Genomic DNA, 18,598 nt, shown 5'->3' on the forward strand with positions numbered 1-18,598 from the left:
GGATTGAGGCATGTCCGATGCCTTCACCACGCAGGTCCTGAACATCTCCTCCGGTTCGTCGGAGACGGTCGTCGACCTCACCCGCGACTGCGAGGCCTTCCTCCGCGAGGTCGCGGCGGGCCGTGACGGCCTCCTGAACGTCTTCGTCCCGCACGCCACCGCCGGAATCGCCATCATCGAGACCGGCGCGGGCAGTGACGACGACCTCCTCACCGTGCTGCACTCCCTGCTTCCCGCGGACGACCGCTGGCAGCACCGTCACGGCAGTCCCGGGCACGGCCGCGACCACGTCCTCCCCGCCATCGTCCCGCCGCACGCCACCCTGCCGGTGGTGGACGGGGCTCTGGAGCTGGGGACATGGCAGTCGGTGTGCCTGGTGGACACCAACCGGGACAACCCGAATCGCCAGGTGCGGCTGAGTTTCCTGGGCTGAGCGGCCGTCCCCGACGGCTGTGGCCGCGGCGCTCGTCACCCGGGCGGGTCGGCAGGTTGCCGCGACCTCAGGAGCACAGGACGCGCACGAGCGCGTTCAGGGCTGTGTCGTCGAGCACGTCGCGGTGGGCGAGCTTGTTGCGGGACAGCCACAGGGTCCGCAGCCGGTTGGCCTCCGGCTGGGTGAGCCGCACGTGACCCTGAAGATGCGCCCGCCACATCGCACCGAGTTCCATTTCGGCCGGCCGGCCGTAGAGAGCGGCGAGTTCGCTCCCGGAGACGCGTGACCGGATCCCGATCACCTCGGCGAACTGCTCACGGGCCTCGTCCAGCAGGGGCAGCAGGGCGTGATTCTGCGCCAGCCAGATACGGGTGCGCACGCTGTGCTCGTGATCGCTCCCGCCGTCGGGACGGCGGCGCAGCCGCCCGTCCCACCTGTCGAGCGTGCCCAGGTTCCATTCGGGGCGCAGTGCGGCGTTCGGATGGAGCAGGGCCGTGGTCGGCTCCGTCCCCCGAGGGCCGGGTACGGGGACCCGGTCAGGTGCTGGTCCGGCCGTGAGCCGCAGCAACTGCGAGGGGAGGCCGTCGGGGAGTCCGTCCCACTCCACCGCCAGCCGCTCGGCCAGATCGAGGAAAGGCCCGCACACTTCGACCACGGTGGCCTGCGCCACCGCTTCGAGGAGTTGGTGCCGGGCGGCCGGACCGGACGGGCGGGGCCGGGCCATGGCGACCACTGTGGCGGTGTCCAGCCGGCCGAGGGCACCCCACCACCAGTGCACGCCGATGTCCTCGCGTGCTGTCTGCTCCGGCAGTTCCACGGGCAGCCCGTGCGACGTGGCCAGCACCAGCAACCGCGGGCGGCTTCCCGGAGGCAGGCCGGCCGCCTTGACCGTGGCGGACAGCCGCCGCAGCAGGTCGGTCGCCGCGGTCGGAGCCGGTTCCTGCCAACCACGCACCACGATCACCCGGGTCCCGTCGGGGTGGCCCGGAGCGGTGGTGAGGCGTTCGAGGAGTCCGTCGATTCCCGTGTGCTCCGGGCCCGTGCCGGAGGCCGAGTCGCCGAGTTCTTTGACGATCCGGTCCGCCAGGGTGTGGAGGCCGGGTTCCTCCCGCAGGCTGTCCTGCGCCGAGGCCGGGCGAGCCTGTGCGACCGTCGAGTTCTTCGTCGTTACGGCCGAGAAGGCGGACAGCCCGTCGTCGTAGTCCAGGATCGGGTCCGTCCCGCCCCAGGGTTCCGCGGGCACGGGAGGCGGTGGGGCCGGGCCGAGACCGACGGGTGCCACCCCGTCGCCGGGTCCGGGGACGAGGACGAAGTCCGCCAGTTCGTGGAGCAGTTCGTCCAGCAGGGCTTCGGCGACAGGCGGTACACCGGTCGACCGGGCCTGGGGGAACAGGCAGAGGCAGCTCCTTCCCGACCGGAGGTCGCCCAGCAGCCGTCGCATCCACAACCGCACCCCGGGCAGGGTGGTCACCAGGTCCCGGGAAGGAGCGTGCGACACGAGGGTCACGACGACTCCGACAGGACCTGGAGCGCCCGGAAAGTGATCCTGTCCAGCGAGCAGCCCTCCGGACCGTCGTCCAGCACGCCGTGTTCGAGCAGCCGGCCGACGAGCGATCCGACCTCCTCGATCCGCATCCCGGTGACCGCCGCGATGTCGGCATAGGCGCACCCCTCGCCCGGTTCCACGTACTGGCTCCACTCGGTCAGCATCTCTGTCAGGGGGGTCTCGATTCCCACCCGCTCCAGGTGCCCACGGGCGAAGTCACGCTGCCCGATGAAGTACCGGGCGTCCTCCAAGGCCGCTTCCAGCGTGGAGCCCTCCCGGGTGATGCGGTGCACCGTCCGTTCCAGCAGGTGGGGCCAGCCACCGGTGAGTTCGATGACCCGCCGCCGTTTGTCCGGGGTGTCGAACGGACACTCGGGCCAGGCGCGGAGACTGTCCGCGGTCCAGCGTTCGGGACGTACCACGCAGGTGATGAGGTCGTCCTTCTCGCCGAGTTCGGCCGGGTCCACCAGCAGGACGGCTGTCCGATGGGGCACTCCCCCCTCCGGCAAGGAGGTGTGGGCGTGCAGGGCCTGTGCCCAGTCGGCGGCCTCGGCGGCCCCGCGCCCCCGGACGTCGGCCAGGATCAGGAACGGTCGTCCCTCCGCGTCCTTCGTCAGGGACTGGGGCACGGCTCCGGGCGCCGCCTCCCGGAACTCCAGTCCGCGCGCGGTGGAGTACGACTTCACCGCGCCCTTCACGAGCGCGGGACCGTGGGCCCGGGTCAGGCACACCGCGGCCACCCCGGGCGCCGTCACCTGGTGAAGCTGATGTTCCGTCAGGGGGCTGTAGCGGGCGATGCCCTCGCGGTCCGGCCCGACGAAGCGCCTCGAGAAGCGCGGGTTGTAGTCGTAAGGGAGGTCGAACTCGGTTTGGCGCAGCTCGAGTTCGAGGTCCTCTCTGGTCCCCAGCATGCTGACGACGTTCGGGCTGCGGACGGCGTACAGGCGCGCGTCGGCCAGCTGGATGAGCAGGCCCAGGCCGACCATCTCGTCCAGGTAGATCCGTACGTCGCTCGCGGTGAGCGAACTGAACCCTTCCCGCCAGCGCTCCTTGGCCGCCCTCAGCAGCTCGTCGGCGTCGTAGCCGCCGCGATAGCGGTCCTCCTGACTGCGCAACGCGATCACCAGGGCGAGGACCCGGTAGCGGTCCTCGAGGTTGATGGTGATGCGCAGCCGTTCGGCGATGTGCCGGTGGACCTGCGCGGATCCGGTCACGGACCGGACGTCCTCGTCCGTGACCGTGATCGGCCACTTCGCCGAGGCCAGGGACTTCCCGCGGAGGGTGGCGACGAGGCGCTCGCAGAAGATCTGGACCAGGCACGCCTGGTAGTTCGTCGCCGCGAGCACCCGCCAGACCAGCTCGGGCCGTTCGAAGCGGTACCCGAAGGCCGCCATCGGCTCGACGACCAAGCGCTGCGCCTCGGCCGGTTTCAGTGTGCTGATCAGTACATCGGGGCCACCGTGTGTCAGGGGCACATTGGAGAGATGGCTGAAGCGCTGGACCTGGTGCAGACCCGCAAAGACGATCTTGAAGCGACGGTCGGTGCGGTCCATCAGCCCCTTGAGCCGGAGCACGTTGGAGAAGGTGGCGTCCCCGCCCCGCCCGCGTACGGCCTTGGAGTCCGCGGTCAGAAAGGCGTCGGCCTCGTCGGCGAGCACCAGCACCCGCCTGTCGTGGCTCTCCTCCAGCCAGCGCTCCACCCTGTCGAGCATCGCGTCCGGGGTGTGGCCGGAATCCACGGACCCGCTCAGCACACCCACGCGCTTCAACTCGTCCTCGAGCACGGCCCAGATGCGTTCCGCCGGCTCGGCCTCACCCACTCCACGCGCTTTGAGGTCGACGTAGATGGCCTTGTGGCCGGGGGTGCCGGGAAACGACGCCTGCACCTTGCGCAGGAGAGCGGACTTGCCCAACTGGCGTCCGCCGTAGAGGAACAGAGCGCCGAGCGGGTCGGTGACGGCGGCGATCTCCTCCTGCCGGCCGTAGAAGATCTCCGGCGGGACGAGCCCGGCCACGAAGGGCGTGTACGGGTTGTACGCCGTCCAGGGCAGGGTCACCCGCTGGGTGGCCCTGAAGGATCTCGGGGAGCGCGCCGCGACCCAGCCGAACACGGCGGGATCCACGACGAGCGCCTGCTGGGAGGAGGCGGTGCGCGCGCGTGCCGCCATCTCCCGGCGCCCGTTCAGCCCGAGCGGGTACAGGTAGAGGATCAGGCACGCCCCGGAGTCACTGCTGTCCAGCAGTTCCAACGGGCTGCGGCCGCGCTGTTCGTCGGAGACCACGAGGATCGTGTACGAGGACGCGGCCGACCCCAGGGCGGCCACGTAACCGGGAGCCGTTTCGCTCGCCCGCGCTCGGGCGCTGAGCCGCAGGACACCGCGCACCTCGTGCCGCTGGTCCCGGACAGGTGTCTGGGGGCATTCCAGCCCGAGCACGCGAAGGACCGACGGGATGTGACGCTGCCACTCCGAGCCCCGGGTGGCGGGGCGGCACAGCGCTTCCCAGGAGTCCAGTCCGCTCCGAGCGCCCTCGGTGAGGGGCTCCCCGTCCAGGTAGTGGTCGGCCCAGGGCCGGGCGGAGTAGCCCTGGGAGCCGGCTTTGCGCCCGACGGTCAGCTCGATGCCGGCGGTGAAGCGTTCCAGCTCCGCCCCCGAGTCCGTGGTGCTCCAGTCGGGGAGGGGTTTGCCCTCCCGCAGCAGGGCCAGGCACTCCTCGGCGGTGACCGTGTCCCCGGCGTCGAGCCGCGAGGTGAGGCGCTGCAGTTCCTCGGCCGGGGGGTTCAACGCCGTGAGGCTTTCGCGGAGGCGCTCCACGTACTGCTGGACCATCGCCCGCATCTCGCCCTCGAGGACGCCGATGCCGACGCAGGCGCGGCCGAACGCGCCCTCGGGGGCGGGCCGGCGCAGTTCTTCGAGGCGGCCGACGAGTTCTCGCTCCGTCTGCATGTCGAGCTGCTGGGTGCGCAGTTCGGCCAGGAGCGCGCTCGCTGTGGCGTGCGCCTTGCGGTGAACGGCGCTCCAGCGCGTCCACTCGGGGTCGCGCAACTGCCGCCAGTCGCGAGGAACGGCCTCGAGGCCCTCCGGGACGGCGGGGACGAGGTCCTGTTCCAGCGACGAGACCAGGGCGTCGGCGAGATGCAGGTCGCCCCGTTCGAGGTAGTTCCGCAGGACCGCGCGCACGTCGACCGGCTCCAGCAGCGTGAGCATCGCCTTCCCGAAGCCCTCCTCGTCGGGCAGGGGAGTCCCTTCGGCCGACCGCGGGAGTTCCGGCGCCGCCAGGAGGGCCTCCGTCCGAGGCTGGTCCGTCACCCGCACGGCGTCGGGGTCACGTGCCGGGACCGCGGTGCCGGGTGACCGGTCGCCCTCGAGCAGCCAGGTGCGCAGCCGCAGCAGAGCCGCTCCTTCGACGCCCGGCGGGGGCGCTTCGTGACGTACCTGGTCCAAGGCGTGGCGGAGGCCGGTCGTGCTGTCCACCCGTTCGTCGACGGCCGGGGCGGCCAGCGCCCGGGCGCGGGACAACAGGTCGGACACCTGCTCGATGCTGCGCAGGAGAGCCCGTTTGGCGGCGGCCTCGATCGGTTCCTTGGCCTGCTTGGGCGTGCGGATCTCGGCGTCGGCCTCCTCGATCATGCGTTCCGCGGAGCCACGCTTGCGGAAGAGCTCCCAGATCTGGTCGAGGGCGGCCGCTCCGGCAGTGCCGTTCGCCCAGTCGCTGATTCCGTCCAGGGCCTTCCCCAAGGGCTGGTCCGAGCCGATCAGCCGGGTTCTGACCTGGGTCGCGCGGGTGTAGCCGATGCGCTGGCGCCGTAGCGCGTCACGCAGCGCGGCGGCCTCGGAGGCGAGCTGGTCCGCGGTGAGTCCCACCATGTTGTCGGTGGTCAGGCGGGTCGCGGTCAGGTCGAGGCGGTGGTAGCGGCGCAGTGCGTGGACGGCCCGCTCGAGGAGCTTGCCCCAGTTTCCGGGCACGGTGGAAGCGAGGTCCGTCTGGATCAGGAGGTCGTTGGGCCAGCCGGCCAGCAGACCGGCTCGCAGCGAGGCCACGGCGGCGAGCACCAGAGCGGGCCGGTCGGCCTGGAGCAGACGGATCTCCGGGTCGAAACCGGTCATCACGGCCACGGCTTCCCCCTCGTCACCACAGGCGAAGGCGGCCTCGGCGAAGGCGAGGCAGGCGGTGCGGTGCGGGAGCTCGGCCGAGCCCAGCGTCGTCCAGTAGGCCTCCTGGAAACGGCCCTGGCCGATCAGCCGGGCCACCGCGGCTTCGCCGTCGCCGGGTGTCGTCAGCGGCTTCCAGGGCAGGAAGGACGACCTTGCCGTGGCCGCCGGATCGAGGTCGGGGCCGTCCGCGGTCACCGGGGCGCCGGAGGCTTCGGGGCCGGTCCGTTCCGGCAGCGGGGCCTGCGCCCCTGCCGCGAGCGGGCTGGTTCGGTTCGTGACAACCGGCTCGGGAACGTTCGCCGCCCCGGACACGGGGCCGGCCTTCACCTCCGGGGCCGGGACGGATTCCTCCGCGGGCCGCACCGGCGCGGATGCCGTGGCCGGGTCGGTCTGCGGCGATCGGGCGGCGGCCGGCACCGTATCCGGGACCGCTCCGGGCTCCGGCCGCGAGTCCGAGTGCGCCTCCGCGTCCGAGTCCGCGTCCGAGGGGTCGGTCGGCAGCACGATCTGGGTGCTCTCGACCGTGGGTTCCGGTACCGCGTCAGGAGTGTGGTCCCGCTCCGCTGTGGGATCCGCAGCCGGTTCCGTCGTCGGCCTGGGTCCCTCGCCCGGATCGGTGGCCCTTGCCTGTTCGGGTATCGCGGCGGGCAGAGCGGGGTCCGGCGGAAGGGCGGCACGGGTCCCTGCCGCAGCGAGTTCGCCGATGCGCGTCTCCAGCGCGGTCAGCGACTGTTGCAGCGGTATGCGGTGAGGTGCGTCGGACGCGGTCCTCTCCAGCAGGGCCAGAAGGTTCTCGCGGTCCTCGTTCAGCCCGCGCAGTTCCTCGGCACGTTCTGTCGCGGCGTCCCGCAACTCCTGCGCGATCTCGTCGAGTTCGGCGAAACCCGCTTCCCCGGACCACTCCCGGCCGTTGACGGCGAGCCTGTCCGCGATCCTGGACCGAACCCGCCGCCATTCCTCCAACCGCACGGCCAGCGGGCCGGGAACGCCCTGCCCCGCCCGGACCCGTCGCAGTGTCTCCTCCAGCACCCCGCCCAGTTCCGCGGACCGCTCGCTCAGTGCCTGGCGCGACGCGAGCAGTTGCTCGTCGGTGATCTCCAGGGTCAACGACTCGCCCCTTCCCGCGGGTGTGGCATCCGGCTCGGTGGTCTCCTCGGCGGCGCCGGATCCGTCCTCGGTCCCGGCAGCCGGGCGGCACGCTCCTTCGCCCCGCTCGCACCTGCAAGGTGCCCCGGCGGTCGACGCGGCCGCCCACAGGTCGTCCCAGTGGTCCCCGACCGAGCCGCCGTCGGCGACGGGACTGTCGGAGAGGCCGTACAGCGTTATCTGCGCGAGCACGGAATCGACCTCGCGCAGCACCTCTCGCAGATGCTCCGCGGCGGGTGCCGACAGCTCTTTCGCCGGATGTCCGTAACACCGCTCCAGGCGGAACAGCGTCCAGTCCGTCGCGTGCTGCACGATCGCCGCGAGGCCGCCTGCGCTGGTGCGGCTCAGCCAGGTACGAGCGGCCAGGATCTCGCGGCGCCTCAGACGTGGCGGCTGCCCGTTCAAGGCGGTCGCGATCCCCGGAATGTGCGCCAACATGCCCGGAATCATGAGCAGTTCTCGGAGAGTGCGGTCGTCCAGTCCGGTCACCCAGGCGCGAAATCCGTCCCCCTTGGTGTGCATGGACGGATCTTGCCAGAAACGTCCGCGGCCGCAGGTGATTTCGACAGGATCCGGCAGCTTTGTTGAAGCCCGCGGAATTCGCTGACACCTGACACCTGACGCCTGACGCCTGGGCGGGGCTGTTGCCGGAGCCACGGTGTACAAGTCACCGGGGAGTGCCCGGTGACCCGTGGGACCAGGAGAGCGAATGCCGTCGGCGTCGCGTCCCGGCAACGGCCACATGCCGACGGCTCCGTGGATTCAGGCCCCGTAGGCCACGAGCGCCATCATCCCGGCCTCACTGTGGTAGGCGTTGTGGCAGTGCAGCATCCACTGCCCGGGGTTGTCGGCGTCGAAGAGGACGGACACCTTCGACCTGGGCAGCACGATGGTGGTGTCCTTGCGCGGTCCGGTGTCACCGATCTGGTACGTGTGGCCGTGCAGGTGCATCGGGTGCCACATGTTCGTGGCGTTGACGAAGTCGAGCCGGACCCGTTGGCCCTCCTGGACCAGCAGCGGGTTCGCGGTCGGGTCGGCCATGTCGAACCGCTTGCCGTTGATGGCCCAGTCGTACGCGCCCATGCTGCCGGTGAGCTTGACGCGCACAACCTGGTCGGGATCCTTCGCCTCCAGCCGTACGCCGTCGCTCGCGCGCAGCTGCCCGGCGGCCACCGTGCGGCCGTCCAGTTCCTTCGGTCGCACGGCCGGATCCGGCAGGCCTCCCGATCCGGTCCGCACGAGGGCCATGCCGGTGACGTCCTTGCCCTCGGCGAGTGCGACGAGCGGGAAGACGCCGTCGTCGAGGGTGACCAGTACGTCGTACCGCTCGCCCATGGCGACCAGCAGGGTGTCGACCTCCTCGTGCTCGACGGGGAAGCCGTCGGTGTGGGTGACGGTCAGTTTGTGGCCGCCGAGCGCCACACGGTACGCGGTGTCCGCGCCCGCGTTGACGATCCTGAGGCGGACCCGCCTGCCGGGGGCGCCGTTGTAGACGGCCGGGTCGGTCGACACGCGTCCGTTGATCAGGTGGTACGGGTAACTCACGTCCCCGGCGTCACGGCCGAGCAGCGGACTGGCGGTGCCGGTGAGCCTGAACCGTGTCGACGGGCCGTCGCCGGAGGACGCGGACGGGAGCCCGGGGGTGGACGCGGACATGGACATGGACGGGGACGTGGGCGTGGACATGGACGGGGGCCGTGAGGACGTCGCCCGGCTCGATTCCGTGCTGTTCATGTCCATGCCGGACATGTGATGGCTGAGCTCGGCGAAGACGTCGTCGGGCGTCCCGGTCACGCCGTCAAGCCAGTCGTCGAGGACGACGACCCACTCGTCGTCGTACGACAGCGGCTCCCTGGGATCCTCGATGATCAGCGGCGCGTACAGGGCGCGGTCGACCTGGACACCCACGTGCGGGTGGAAGAAGTACGTGCCGGGTTTGTCGGCGACGAAGCGGTACGTGAAGTTGGAGCCCGCCCGCACCGGGTCCTGCGTGACCGGCGGAACGCCGTCCATGTCGCTGCGCAGCGAGATGCCGTGCCAGTGGAGGGACGTCGTGGTGGCACCGGGCAGCTGGTTGGACAGCTCGGCGGAGAGCGTGTCGCCGGCGGAGATGCGGATCTCCTTGCCGGGAACCTGGCCGCTGAAGGCCCAGGACTTGGCCAGCACGCCGCCGCCCAGGTCGAGCGTGGAGGGCGCGGAGGTCACGTTGACGCTCACGACCCGGCCCGTGGCGCCGCGCTTCTTCTCCGCGCGGGCGACCTGGGATCCGGTGGGACTGAGGAGGGAGGGCGTGTCGGGGGCGTCCTTGCCGCAGGCGGCGAGCAGGCCGGTACCTGCCGCTCCCAGGCCCGCGAGGACGGTGCGACGGTTGATGCTGTTCACGAAGAGACCTCTTCTCGATGCGCGACAGGCGTTTCGGGACGGTCCACACGGCTGGACGGACGGCGTCAGGCGACGCGGAGGGCCGTGGGGACGTGGCCTATGTGCGCTACGGGGAGAGGAACGGCAAACCGGGCGACCGGTCCCGGCAGGGGGTGCGGTGGAGTCGGCCGCATCGCGCCGGCGGTCGTGCCGGGGATGTCGTGACGGAGCGGTACGGCGGCCACGGGGCACGGTGTGACGGCCGGGCCGCGAACCCGGCGGGCGGCGCCGTCGAACCCGGCCCAGGGCAACCTTCGTACCGTCATCAGGGGCGTCCGCACTTCCTGCGAGCTAGGGCCTGCCGTCTGGATCAGGCCCCGCGTCCCGCGGCATGATCCAGACGGCAGGCCCTAGGACCGCCACGATACCCTGGCCGGGTATGCATGCCCCGGAACCGTCGATCAGGAATCGGCCGAATGGGACCGGAGCGGCCGCTACTTCGCCGGGATCTTCTGCTCGAACCAGACGACCTTGCCGCTGCTCAGGCGTGTCGCGCCCCAGCGCAGGGCGAGTTGATTGACCAGGAACAGGCCGCGACCGCTCTCGTCCCCGAAGCCGGCCTGCCGCATCCTGGGCACCTGGGGCGAGTCGTCGGTCACCTCGCAGCGGAGCACGTCGGTGCGCAGCAGCCGCAGCGAGAGGGGCCGCGAGGCGAACCGCACGGCGTTCGTCACGATCTCGCTGACCATGAGTTCCGTCGGGTCGACCAGGGACTCGAGACCCCAGCGGCGCAGGGCCCTGCGGGTCAGCCGGCGTGCCTGGCCCGCGGTCATCGGGTGGGGAGCCAGGTACCAGTAACCGACGCTGTCCGGCGGGAAGCCGTCGAACCGGGCGGCGAGCAGGGCGATGTCGTCGTCGCGGGACCCCGGGCCCAGGGTTCCCAGCACGTGGTCGCAGAGCACTTCCAGCGAGGCGAGTCCCTGGGCGGTGCTCTGGAGACGGATCCGCAGTGCCTCGACGCCGCTTCCGATGTCCGTGTCGCGGGACTCGACGAGTCCGTCGGTGTACAGCACCAGGGTCGCCCCGGTGGGCGCGGCCATCTCCACCGACTCGAAGACGACACCGCCGACGCCGATCGGGGCACCGGGAGGAACGCCCAGCACCTCGGCCCGGCCGTCCTCGTGGAGCAGTACCGCGGGCGGGTGGCCGGCGTTCGCCATCAGCAGGCGGTGCGAGATCGGGTCGTAGATCGCGTAGAGGCAGGTCGCGATGTGGTCGCTGCCCAGCCGTTGGGCCTGCTCGTCGAGATGGTGCAGGACCTCGTCGGGCGGCAGGTCGAGACCGGCCAGGGTCTGCACGATGGTGCGCAGCTGACCCATGATCGCGGCGGAGGTCATGGAGTGGCCCATGACGTCGCCGACGATCAGTGCGACGCGGTTGCCGGGAAGCGGGATCGCGTCGTACCAGTCGCCGCCCACCTGGGCGGTCTTCGAGGCGGGCAGGTAGCGGCTGGCCAGCCGGATCCCGGTGGGTTCGGGCAGCGACGACGGGAGCATGGTGTGCTGGAGGGTGTCCGCCACGGCGGCCTCGTGGCCGTACATCACCGCCTTCTGGACCCCGAGTGCGGTGTGCGTGGCCAGCTGCGAGGCGACGAGCAGATCGTCGCTGGTGAAGTCCGGGCGTCCGGCGCCCCGGAACAGGACGACCGTGCCCATGACGTGATGGCTGCCGCGCAGCGGCGCGATGATCAGACGGTGGCCCGGCGGCAGGGTGCACCGTGGGTCGGTCCCCGCGGCGAGCAGTTCGGCGACGGCGGGCGCGTTGCCCGGCGCGTCACCGAACGCGGGACGCCCGTCCCGCAGCAGCTCCGCGAGCCGGCCACCGCCGGCCGGATCCACGCGCTCGGCGACCTCGGGGAACGGCGGGGGAGGCGGGGCCGAACCGGCCTGCGGGGCCGTGTCGGCGTGCGGCGGCGCCGGCAGCGCCCGTTCGGCGCTGTGCAGGCGGAGTACGACGGGAGCCGTCGACCGCTCCCTGCCCACCGGCAGCGGATCGTCGAGGTGGATGAAGACCGCGTCCGCGAACGCCGGTACGGCCGCCTGCCGCAGTTCCCGCAGCGTCTCGTCGAGGTCCATCCCGCGGGCGATCCGCCGCGTCGCCACGTCGAGATACCGGAGGCGGTCGGTCTGCGGCGGGCCGCCGTCCGCCGCCACGGCAGGTGGGAGCAGGCCCTGTGCCGGGGCGGTGCCCTCGTGGTGGGTGTGATGCTCGGTCACGCGTTCTGTCCCGTCCGGTGGGTGACGCGGGTCCGCGGCTCGGGCTCCGCCTCCTCAGTCGCACCGCCGGCAGCACAGGAAGACCTGTTCCTCGGGCGGGACATCGGTCACCGCGGGGGCGTACGTGTACGAGGTCTCCTTGACGATCTCGAAGCCCGCTTCCTCGATGACCCTGTGCAGGTCCTCCCGCAGATAGCCGGAGACCCTGATCGTGTTCCCGAGGAACGGGATCGCGAAGTCGTCCACATCGGCCTCGACCATGGACAGGACGAACCGGCCGCCGGGCACCAGCAGATGACGGACGGTCTGCAGAGCGAGGGGAATCTCCGCGCGCGGCAGCATCAGCAGCGAGAAGAAGGCGGCGACGGCGTCGAAGCGGCCGAGGTCGCGCGGTCCGCCCGGGCGCAGGTCGGCCAGGTCCAGCTGGTGGAACGTCGCGTCGGGGACGTAGGCGCTCGCGAGCTTCACCATGGTGCCGGACAGGTCGACCCCCACGACCTCGAACCCGGCGTCCGTCAGCTGGCGCGCGGTCGGTACGCCCGTGCCGCAGCCGAGATCCAGGACCCGCGCCCCCTCGCCCAGTGATCCGATCAGCCACTCGCCCGCGGTGACCTGGCCTTCCTTGTGCGGAAAGGCCTCGTCGTAGCGGTCACCGATGGCGTCGAACGCTTCGGCCTGGCCCTCGCGGTCGAGCAGGATGCTCTCGTAATCAGTCCCGGGATTGCTGTTGATCACGAAAGGAACCTTTCATGGGGGGCTGTCGAAGTGGTCCGTGATGCGGATGAAAACGGCCATGACGGGGTCTCCGAGCCATGTAGGTCGCTCAGGAGACGTCAATTCGAGACGATAGTCGTTCAGTGTTCGGCGGGATGCCCAAGTGTCCAAAAATGTTCGGCCCGCGGAACCGTCCCCCTGCCCTCTGCTCCGCCGCTGACAGCGCCCGAACGCGCCGCGAACGGAAGCGAGTCGCCGCACCCGATGACGTCGATACGGCTGGAATCCGTCCGGAGGAAACGGGTGAACCCGATGCGGCTTCTGGCGCCAACTCCTGCCTGTAGTACGTGACATGGCGAAGTCGGCGTTCTCTGCGCGGAGTTGAGGCTCTGAGGCATGCGCGCGTCCCGCTCTTCGGTGCCGGATCGTGCGGCCGTGGCGCGGGCGGCGGGGACCGGTGTCCCCTCGCTCCTCCCGCTCGCGAAGTGGCGCCCGCACGGCGGCTCCCCTCGGTCCGGCGACTCCGCGGGGGTGCCCGGTGCGGCCGGACGGTCCGTCTGCCCGCCGTCTTCCTGTCTGTCCGGCTGTTTGTTTGTCCGTACCGAAATATCGTATTCGTGGAAGGATCGAGTCATGCCCCACGTGGACCTGGAGGTCGCTGTGTCCGTGCACCGTGTCGGCCTGGTCGTCCACCAGGGGCGGACGGCGGCCCGAGATGCCGCCCGCGCCGTGCACGACTGGTGCGACGCGCGAGGAATCCGGTGCACCGAGATCGACGTCTGGGCCAAGGACCAGCGGCGTCGCGGCGGACGTGAGGAAGCGGAGGCGGCCGGCAACCCGGACCTCGTCGTCACGCTCGGTGGCGACGGCACCTTCCTGCGCGGCGCCCGGATCGCCGTCAAGAGCGGTGCGAACGTGCTGGGGGTCGACCTCGGCAAGGTCGGGTTCCTCACCGAGGTGCCGGCGGCCGACGTCACGCGGGCGCTGCAAGCGGTCCACGAGGGGAAGGCCATCGTCGAGGAACGGATGACGCTGACCCTGCGTGCCTCCCGGGTCCTGGAGGTCCCCGGATCGATGGAGTCCGTGCTCTGCTACGGGCGGGGGCCCGCCCTGCCGCCGCCGCAGGTCAGAGCCGATACGACGGAGGGCGACGGCTGGGGGGTGGCACTGGACGTCGCGGCCCTGAACGACGTCGTCCTGGAGAAGCTGGCCCGGGACCGTCAGGTCAGCGTCGGCGTCTATCTCGCCGGACAGCGGCTGGCCTCCTACTCGGCGGACGCCTTCGCCGTCGCCACCCCCACCGGATCGACCGCCTACAGCTTCGCCGCCGGCGGTCCCGTGCTCTCCCCGCACATGGACGCGGTCGTCTTCACTCCCATCGCACCCCACATGACCTTCAACCGCAGCGTCGTCGCCGCGCCGGACGAGCCCGTCGCCCTGCGGGTGCTGCCCCACTCGGGCCAGGCCGCCGTCAGCATCGACGGCCAGCTGCGCGGGGTGCTCGACCCCGGTGACTGGATCGGGGTCTTCCGGGCTCCGCAGCGGGTGCGTCTGATCCGTCTGCACCCCACCGACTTCTACGGCCGGCTGCGCGACCGCTTCCGCCTCACCGACGCACCGGCCACGGCCGCCGACGGTGAACCCGCCCCGTTCTTCCGCCCCGACACCCCGATCCCCCCGGACCTCGCCGAACTGCGCCTGCCGCCCCCTTCGGCGGCTCGTTGACGGAGGGGGCGCGTCGAGCACGGGCGGGGGACTTTCCGGAAAGCCGTCGTCCCACGGCTCCTGGGCCGGGGAGAGCGCCTGTTCGACGACCTCGGGGACGGGATCGACGGGTACCGGGTGGCCGAGCTGGCCGGATCGCCGGCCGCGACGCACGTCCGGCTGGTCCGCCGCTGACCTGGTCGCCTTCCAGGCCCGCCGGGGCCGGCGCCGGGGTCGGGCCCGGGTGCGGTGACGGGCGGTACGGCCGGCCTCCGTGGGCGAGCGGTGGGTTCAGTCCTTCCGCGCGGGCCCGCCCGGTCCGGGCGCGCCGACGCGCAGGCCGTCCGTCACCAGGTCCAGCAGCCGGCGGGCGTGCGCCTGCCAGTCCCCGTGCCGGTCGAGCTGCCAGAGTCCGGCGACGGCGAGCAGGAAGTCGTCGGCGGTCACACCGGGCCGGATGGTGCCCGCTTCCTCGTTGGTCCGCAGCAGGAGTGCCACGGCCGAGCTCAGGGGCTTGTGGTCGAGCCTCGTGAGGACGCCCCGAGGTGTGCCGGTGGTCGTCCGCAGTGCTTCGGCCAGGCCCGCCTTGGCCATGGCGAACCGTGCGAGACGGTCCGTCCACTCCCGCAGTGCCCGGTCCGGCGGCCGGGTGGCGAGCAGGTGTGCCGCCGCGTCGGTCACCTGCCGCACCTCGTGGCGGTGGATCTCCAGGATGAGGGCCTCGCGATGGTGGAAGTTGCGGTAGAAGGTCCCCTGACCGACCCCCGCCTTCCTGGCTATCGCGCTCAGCGGCGTGTCGGCGGAGCGGGTCAGCTCCGCCAGGGCCACGGCCAGGATGCGCTCGCGATTGCGTCGCGCGTCCGAACGCAGCGGTCCGCCCTGATCTTCCGGCGCCCCCGAGCCCGCGGGTGCGTCCTTGTCGGGGTGCACGCCTACTCCTTCCGGAACGACGGCCGGATCTCTCCCGGTGACACGGCCGGACCGCCCCCGGCGAGGGGACGGCCGGCACGAGGCGGGCGATCGCGGACAACCGTGTGCCCAGCGCCTGTCGAAGCGGCCGGCCCGCCCCCGCGGTGGCCGAAGCGCTCCGCGCGGTGTCCGGAACCTCTCGCCGACCGGCATTCTGGCGCACCCGGCGGAATTCCGGCCGGAGACTTCCGAAATGGCCGACGACGGGTTCCGGTTCAGGAACGCGGGGCCCCGCTCGCCAGCCAGTCGTACGCGGCCCGCGCCGTGAACTCGGCCTGGCCGCCGCGCACGAGCAGATCGGCCCGCGCGAAGGCGGGATCGCCGGCCTGCGCCGGGAGACAGGGGACGGCGATGCAGCGCATACCGGCCGCGTGCGCGGCGACGGCGCCCGGCACGGCGTCCTCCAGCACCACACAGTCCGCCGGGGCGGCACCCAGTCGGCGCGCCGCTTCGAGGAACACGTCCGGGGCGGGCTTGCCGTGCGGCACCTCGTCCGCCGACACGACGGTCGTGAGCCGGGAGTCCAGGCCCGTGCCGGCCAGGATCGCCTCGATGGCCTCGGGCGAGGAGCCGGAGGCGACCGCCATCGGGACGCCGGCCGCGGCCAGCAGTTCCACGAACGCCCGCATCTCCGGGTACACACGGGTGGAGGCGCGGGCCAGTTCCAGGTAGCGGCGGTTCTTCTCGGCGAGCAGGCTTTCGAGCGGGGCCGTCAGACCGTAGCGCTCCTTCCAGAGCGCGAGCGTCTCCTGGGTGCTGATGCCGATGTACTTCTCGTGCTCGGCCCAGGTGAAGTCGGTGACACCCTGTCCGGCGAGGGTCCGGCGCCCGGCCTCGAAGTAGTTCGGCTCGCTGTCCACGAGCGTTCCGTCAAGATCGAAGATGACCGAAGTGCCCTCGAGGGTGCTCATGAGGCCAAGGATGCCCGGGAGCGATCCCACCGCGGTGATGCGCGGGCGTGATCGGCCCGGGGTGAGGTGCCGGAGTGATCCGCCCGCGATGACGACCGGGAGCGGTCCGCCCTCGGCGGGACCGGCGGTGATCCAGCCGCGGCGCGGTCAGCCCTGTGCCGCCCGGCCGATCGACTCCACCAGTGGCAGCAGCCGGTGCGGGACCCGTTCGCGCAGTGCCACCTCGGTCCGGGTGCGGACCACGCCCGGGAGGCTGATCAGGGCCTGGATCACATCCTCCAGGTGGGCGTTGTCGCGCGCCGCGACCCGGGTGATCAGATCGCCGCCGCCGGTGATCGAGAACGCCTCGATGATCTCCGGTACGGCGGCGAGCGCGTCGCCCACGTCGTCCAGATGGCCCTGCGTGACCTCGATGTGCACGAACGCGAGCACGGGATGGCCGAGGGCCGCGGGGGACAGCGAGGGGCCGGTCCCGGTGATCACCCCGTCCCGCTCCAGCCGGTCGAGGCGGGCCTGGAGCGTGCCGCGGGCGACACCGAGGACGCGGGCGTATTCACGGACGCTGGTGCGCGGCTGCTCCAGGAGCAGCCGCAGGATGCGGGTGTCGAGCTCGTCCACGGGCATGGTCCGTTGGTCTCCTCGCGGCCGACGATGTTCTCCTTCGACTGTACCAATGGCCCAGTCCGAATCGAGCCGGTTGAGCCAGTTCCGGGCTGCCGCGTACCTTGTCCGTATCGATGGCGCTGCGCAGCGCCGGACGGCAAGGACGCCGTACCGGACCCGCGGCGCCTTTCGCATGTGCGCCGCGCATGCCGAAGCCTGTGTTGAACTGAGAAGTGGGGGCGGGACGCCGAAGGTGAAGAAGATGTTCATGGCGCCGGATCCGGGACTGTTCCGGCTGCGGGTCTCGATCCGGGCGGTACTCGGGATCGGCCTCGCGGTCACGCTGTGCCAGTCGGCCGGACTCTCGCTCCCCGCCTCGATCGCCGGCGGGCTCGCGGCGCTCCTCGCGATGTTCACGGTCGGTGACCCGACCGTACGCGGCCAGGCCGGCACCACCGCGCTGCTCCCCGTGGCCGGTTTCCCGGTCCTCGCGGTGGCGACCTCCCTGCACGGGGCGCCGATGCTGCGGGACACGATCTGGCTCGCCGTGGTCTTCGCCGGGGTGTACGCCCGCCGCTTCGGCCCGCGCGGGCACGCGCTCGGCATCTTCGCGTTCATGATGTTCTTCACGACCCAGTTCCTGCACGCCGTGCCCGGCCAGCTCCCGCAGCTGTACGCCGCCGTCGCCCTGTCGCTCGCGGCGTCCTCGGCCGTGCGGTTCGGCGCCTGGTGCATCGAACGGCGCAGCCCCCCGCCGGCCGCGCCGCCGCCGCTGGAGGGGCGGGGGCTGGCGCGCCCCGCCACCCGTCAGGCCTTCCAGGCGACCGCGGCCTGCGCCTTCGCGCTCGCCGCGGGCCAGTTCCTCTCGCACGACCGCTGGTACTGGGCCGTCGGCACCGCGTGGTGGATCTTCGTCAACACGGCCTCGCGCGGTGAGACGCTGGTCCGCGGCTTCCGGCGCGTGGTCGGTACGTTCGTCGGAATCGGGGCCGGGCTCCTGGTCGCCGTACCGCTGCACGGCGCGCCCGCGCCCACGGCCGTCCTCGTCGCGGTGAGCGTCTTCGGGATCTTCTACACGGCCGCGCCCTCGTACAGCTGGATGATGTTCTTCGTGACCGTCATGGCGGGCCTGCTCTACGGGTTGCTCGGCGTCCTGCATCCGGGACTGCTGGGCCTCCGGCTCGCCGAGACCGGTGTCGGCGCGCTCGGTGCCGCGCTCGCGGTGGCACTCGTCCTGCCGATCACCACGCACACGGTCACCGACCGCTGGATCGAGCGCGCCCTGCGCGCCGTGCACGGCTGTACCTCGGCGGCCGCCCGGCGGCTCGCGGGTGACGACCGGGCCGACCCCGCACCGCTCGCGGGGGAGCTCGAAGCACTCCTGGGGCGGGTGCGGATGGCTCTCGCACCCCTGGTGCACCCGCTCAACCCGATGCGGCAGCGCAAGGAGCGGGCCCGCGCGATCCTCGCCCTGCTGGACGACTGCGCCCGCGAGGTACGAGGTCTCGCCGCTGTCGCCGCCGATCCGGACGCCTCGCACGACGCCCGCCTCACGGCGGCCTGCCGACGGGTCGAGACCGCGATGGAGTCCCTGGTCGGCGCCGTACCGGGGGGCGCTTCGGCAGCCCACCACGGCGTCCCCGGCCACCACCCCGGAGCCGAGCAGGCGCTCGTGCACCTGCACGGACTGGAGCGGGCGCTCGTCGCGATGGCGACACCGCTGCGCGGACCGCGACGCTCGCGGCTCGTCGGCGCCTGACGCCTTCAGGCCCTTCCTCGGC

At 71.9% G+C, this 18,598-nt stretch carries 11 protein-coding genes; 3 read left to right on the forward strand and 8 right to left on the reverse strand.

The window, feature by feature from the left end:
• Positions 1-10 precede the first annotated feature (10 nt).
• Positions 11-433 carry a secondary thiamine-phosphate synthase enzyme YjbQ gene (locus ACFYW9_RS08300; RefSeq protein ID WP_389146357.1) on the forward strand — a complete coding sequence of 141 codons (423 nt, stop codon included), beginning with the start codon at positions 11-13 and terminating at the stop codon, positions 431-433.
• Between the two features lie 67 nt (positions 434-500).
• Here ACFYW9_RS08300 and ACFYW9_RS08305 read toward each other — a convergent pair whose 3' ends face one another.
• From ACFYW9_RS08305 to ACFYW9_RS08325, 5 genes are all read right to left on the reverse strand, one after another.
• Positions 501-1,940 (reverse strand): hypothetical protein, encoded by a 1,440-nt coding sequence (locus tag ACFYW9_RS08305; protein ID WP_389146360.1) that lies wholly within the window; start codon positions 1,938-1,940, stop codon positions 501-503.
• Positions 1,937-7,801, reverse strand: a complete 5,865-nt coding sequence (locus tag ACFYW9_RS08310) for a hypothetical protein (protein ID WP_389146363.1) — start codon at positions 7,799-7,801, stop codon at positions 1,937-1,939. The genes ACFYW9_RS08305 and ACFYW9_RS08310 overlap by 4 nt, the downstream gene beginning before the upstream one ends.
• A 240-nt stretch (positions 7,802-8,041) precedes the next feature.
• On the reverse strand, positions 8,042-9,661 hold the full coding sequence (locus ACFYW9_RS08315) for a multicopper oxidase family protein (RefSeq protein ID WP_389146366.1): 1,620 nt from the start codon (positions 9,659-9,661) through the stop codon (positions 8,042-8,044).
• Positions 9,662-10,134: 473 nt separating this feature from the next.
• Entirely contained in the window at positions 10,135-11,916 is a 1,782-nt protein-coding gene (locus tag ACFYW9_RS08320) for a SpoIIE family protein phosphatase (RefSeq protein WP_389146369.1), read from the reverse strand.
• Positions 11,917-11,970: 54 nt separating this feature from the next.
• On the reverse strand, positions 11,971-12,651 hold the full coding sequence (locus ACFYW9_RS08325) for a class I SAM-dependent DNA methyltransferase (RefSeq protein ID WP_389146371.1): 681 nt from the start codon (positions 12,649-12,651) through the stop codon (positions 11,971-11,973).
• A gap of 639 nt (positions 12,652-13,290) precedes the next feature.
• Here ACFYW9_RS08325 and ACFYW9_RS08330 point away from each other — a divergent pair.
• The gene (locus ACFYW9_RS08330; protein ID WP_389146740.1) at positions 13,291-14,355 is read left to right on the forward strand and encodes an NAD(+)/NADH kinase; all 1,065 of its coding nucleotides are present in this window, start codon (positions 13,291-13,293) and stop codon (positions 14,353-14,355) included.
• Between the two features lie 270 nt (positions 14,356-14,625).
• On the opposite strand, the gene ACFYW9_RS08335 is transcribed toward ACFYW9_RS08330, so the two are convergent.
• The 3 genes from ACFYW9_RS08335 to ACFYW9_RS08345 all read right to left on the reverse strand — a co-directional run bounded on the left by ACFYW9_RS08335 (position 14,626) and on the right by ACFYW9_RS08345 (position 16,838).
• Positions 14,626-15,264 (reverse strand): TetR/AcrR family transcriptional regulator, encoded by a 639-nt coding sequence (locus ACFYW9_RS08335; RefSeq protein WP_389146374.1) that lies wholly within the window; start codon positions 15,262-15,264, stop codon positions 14,626-14,628.
• 254 nt (positions 15,265-15,518) lie between these two features.
• Positions 15,519-16,214, reverse strand: a complete 696-nt coding sequence (locus tag ACFYW9_RS08340) for an HAD family hydrolase (protein WP_389146377.1) — start codon at positions 16,212-16,214, stop codon at positions 15,519-15,521.
• Between the two features lie 147 nt (positions 16,215-16,361).
• Positions 16,362-16,838, reverse strand: a complete 477-nt coding sequence (locus ACFYW9_RS08345; protein ID WP_328455179.1) for an Lrp/AsnC family transcriptional regulator — start codon at positions 16,836-16,838, stop codon at positions 16,362-16,364.
• Between the two features lie 241 nt (positions 16,839-17,079).
• Between ACFYW9_RS08345 and ACFYW9_RS08350 the strand changes: the two genes are divergently transcribed.
• Positions 17,080-18,576, forward strand: a complete 1,497-nt coding sequence (locus tag ACFYW9_RS08350) for an FUSC family protein (protein ID WP_389146381.1) — start codon at positions 17,080-17,082, stop codon at positions 18,574-18,576.
• Positions 18,577-18,598: the final 22 nt, after the last annotated feature.

It is taken from the genome of Streptomyces sp. NPDC002698, assembly GCF_042888945.1.
Classification (GTDB): domain Bacteria; phylum Actinomycetota; class Actinomycetes; order Streptomycetales; family Streptomycetaceae; genus Streptomyces.

What these genes read in the sequence shown, in the direction of transcription:
- ACFYW9_RS08300 (WP_389146357.1), top strand. Translation starts at nt 11, where the DNA reads ATGTCCGATGCCTTCACCACGCAGGTCCTGAACATCTCCTCCGGTTCG.
- ACFYW9_RS08310 (WP_389146363.1), bottom strand. Translation starts at nt 7,801, where the DNA reads ATGCACACCAAGGGGGACGGATTTCGCGCCTGGGTGACCGGACTGGAC.
- ACFYW9_RS08340 (WP_389146377.1), bottom strand. Translation starts at nt 16,214, where the DNA reads ATGAGCACCCTCGAGGGCACTTCGGTCATCTTCGATCTTGACGGAACG.
- ACFYW9_RS08350 (WP_389146381.1), top strand. Translation starts at nt 17,080, where the DNA reads ATGTTCATGGCGCCGGATCCGGGACTGTTCCGGCTGCGGGTCTCGATC.
- ACFYW9_RS08345 (WP_328455179.1), bottom strand. Translation starts at nt 16,838, where the DNA reads ATGCCCGTGGACGAGCTCGACACCCGCATCCTGCGGCTGCTCCTGGAG.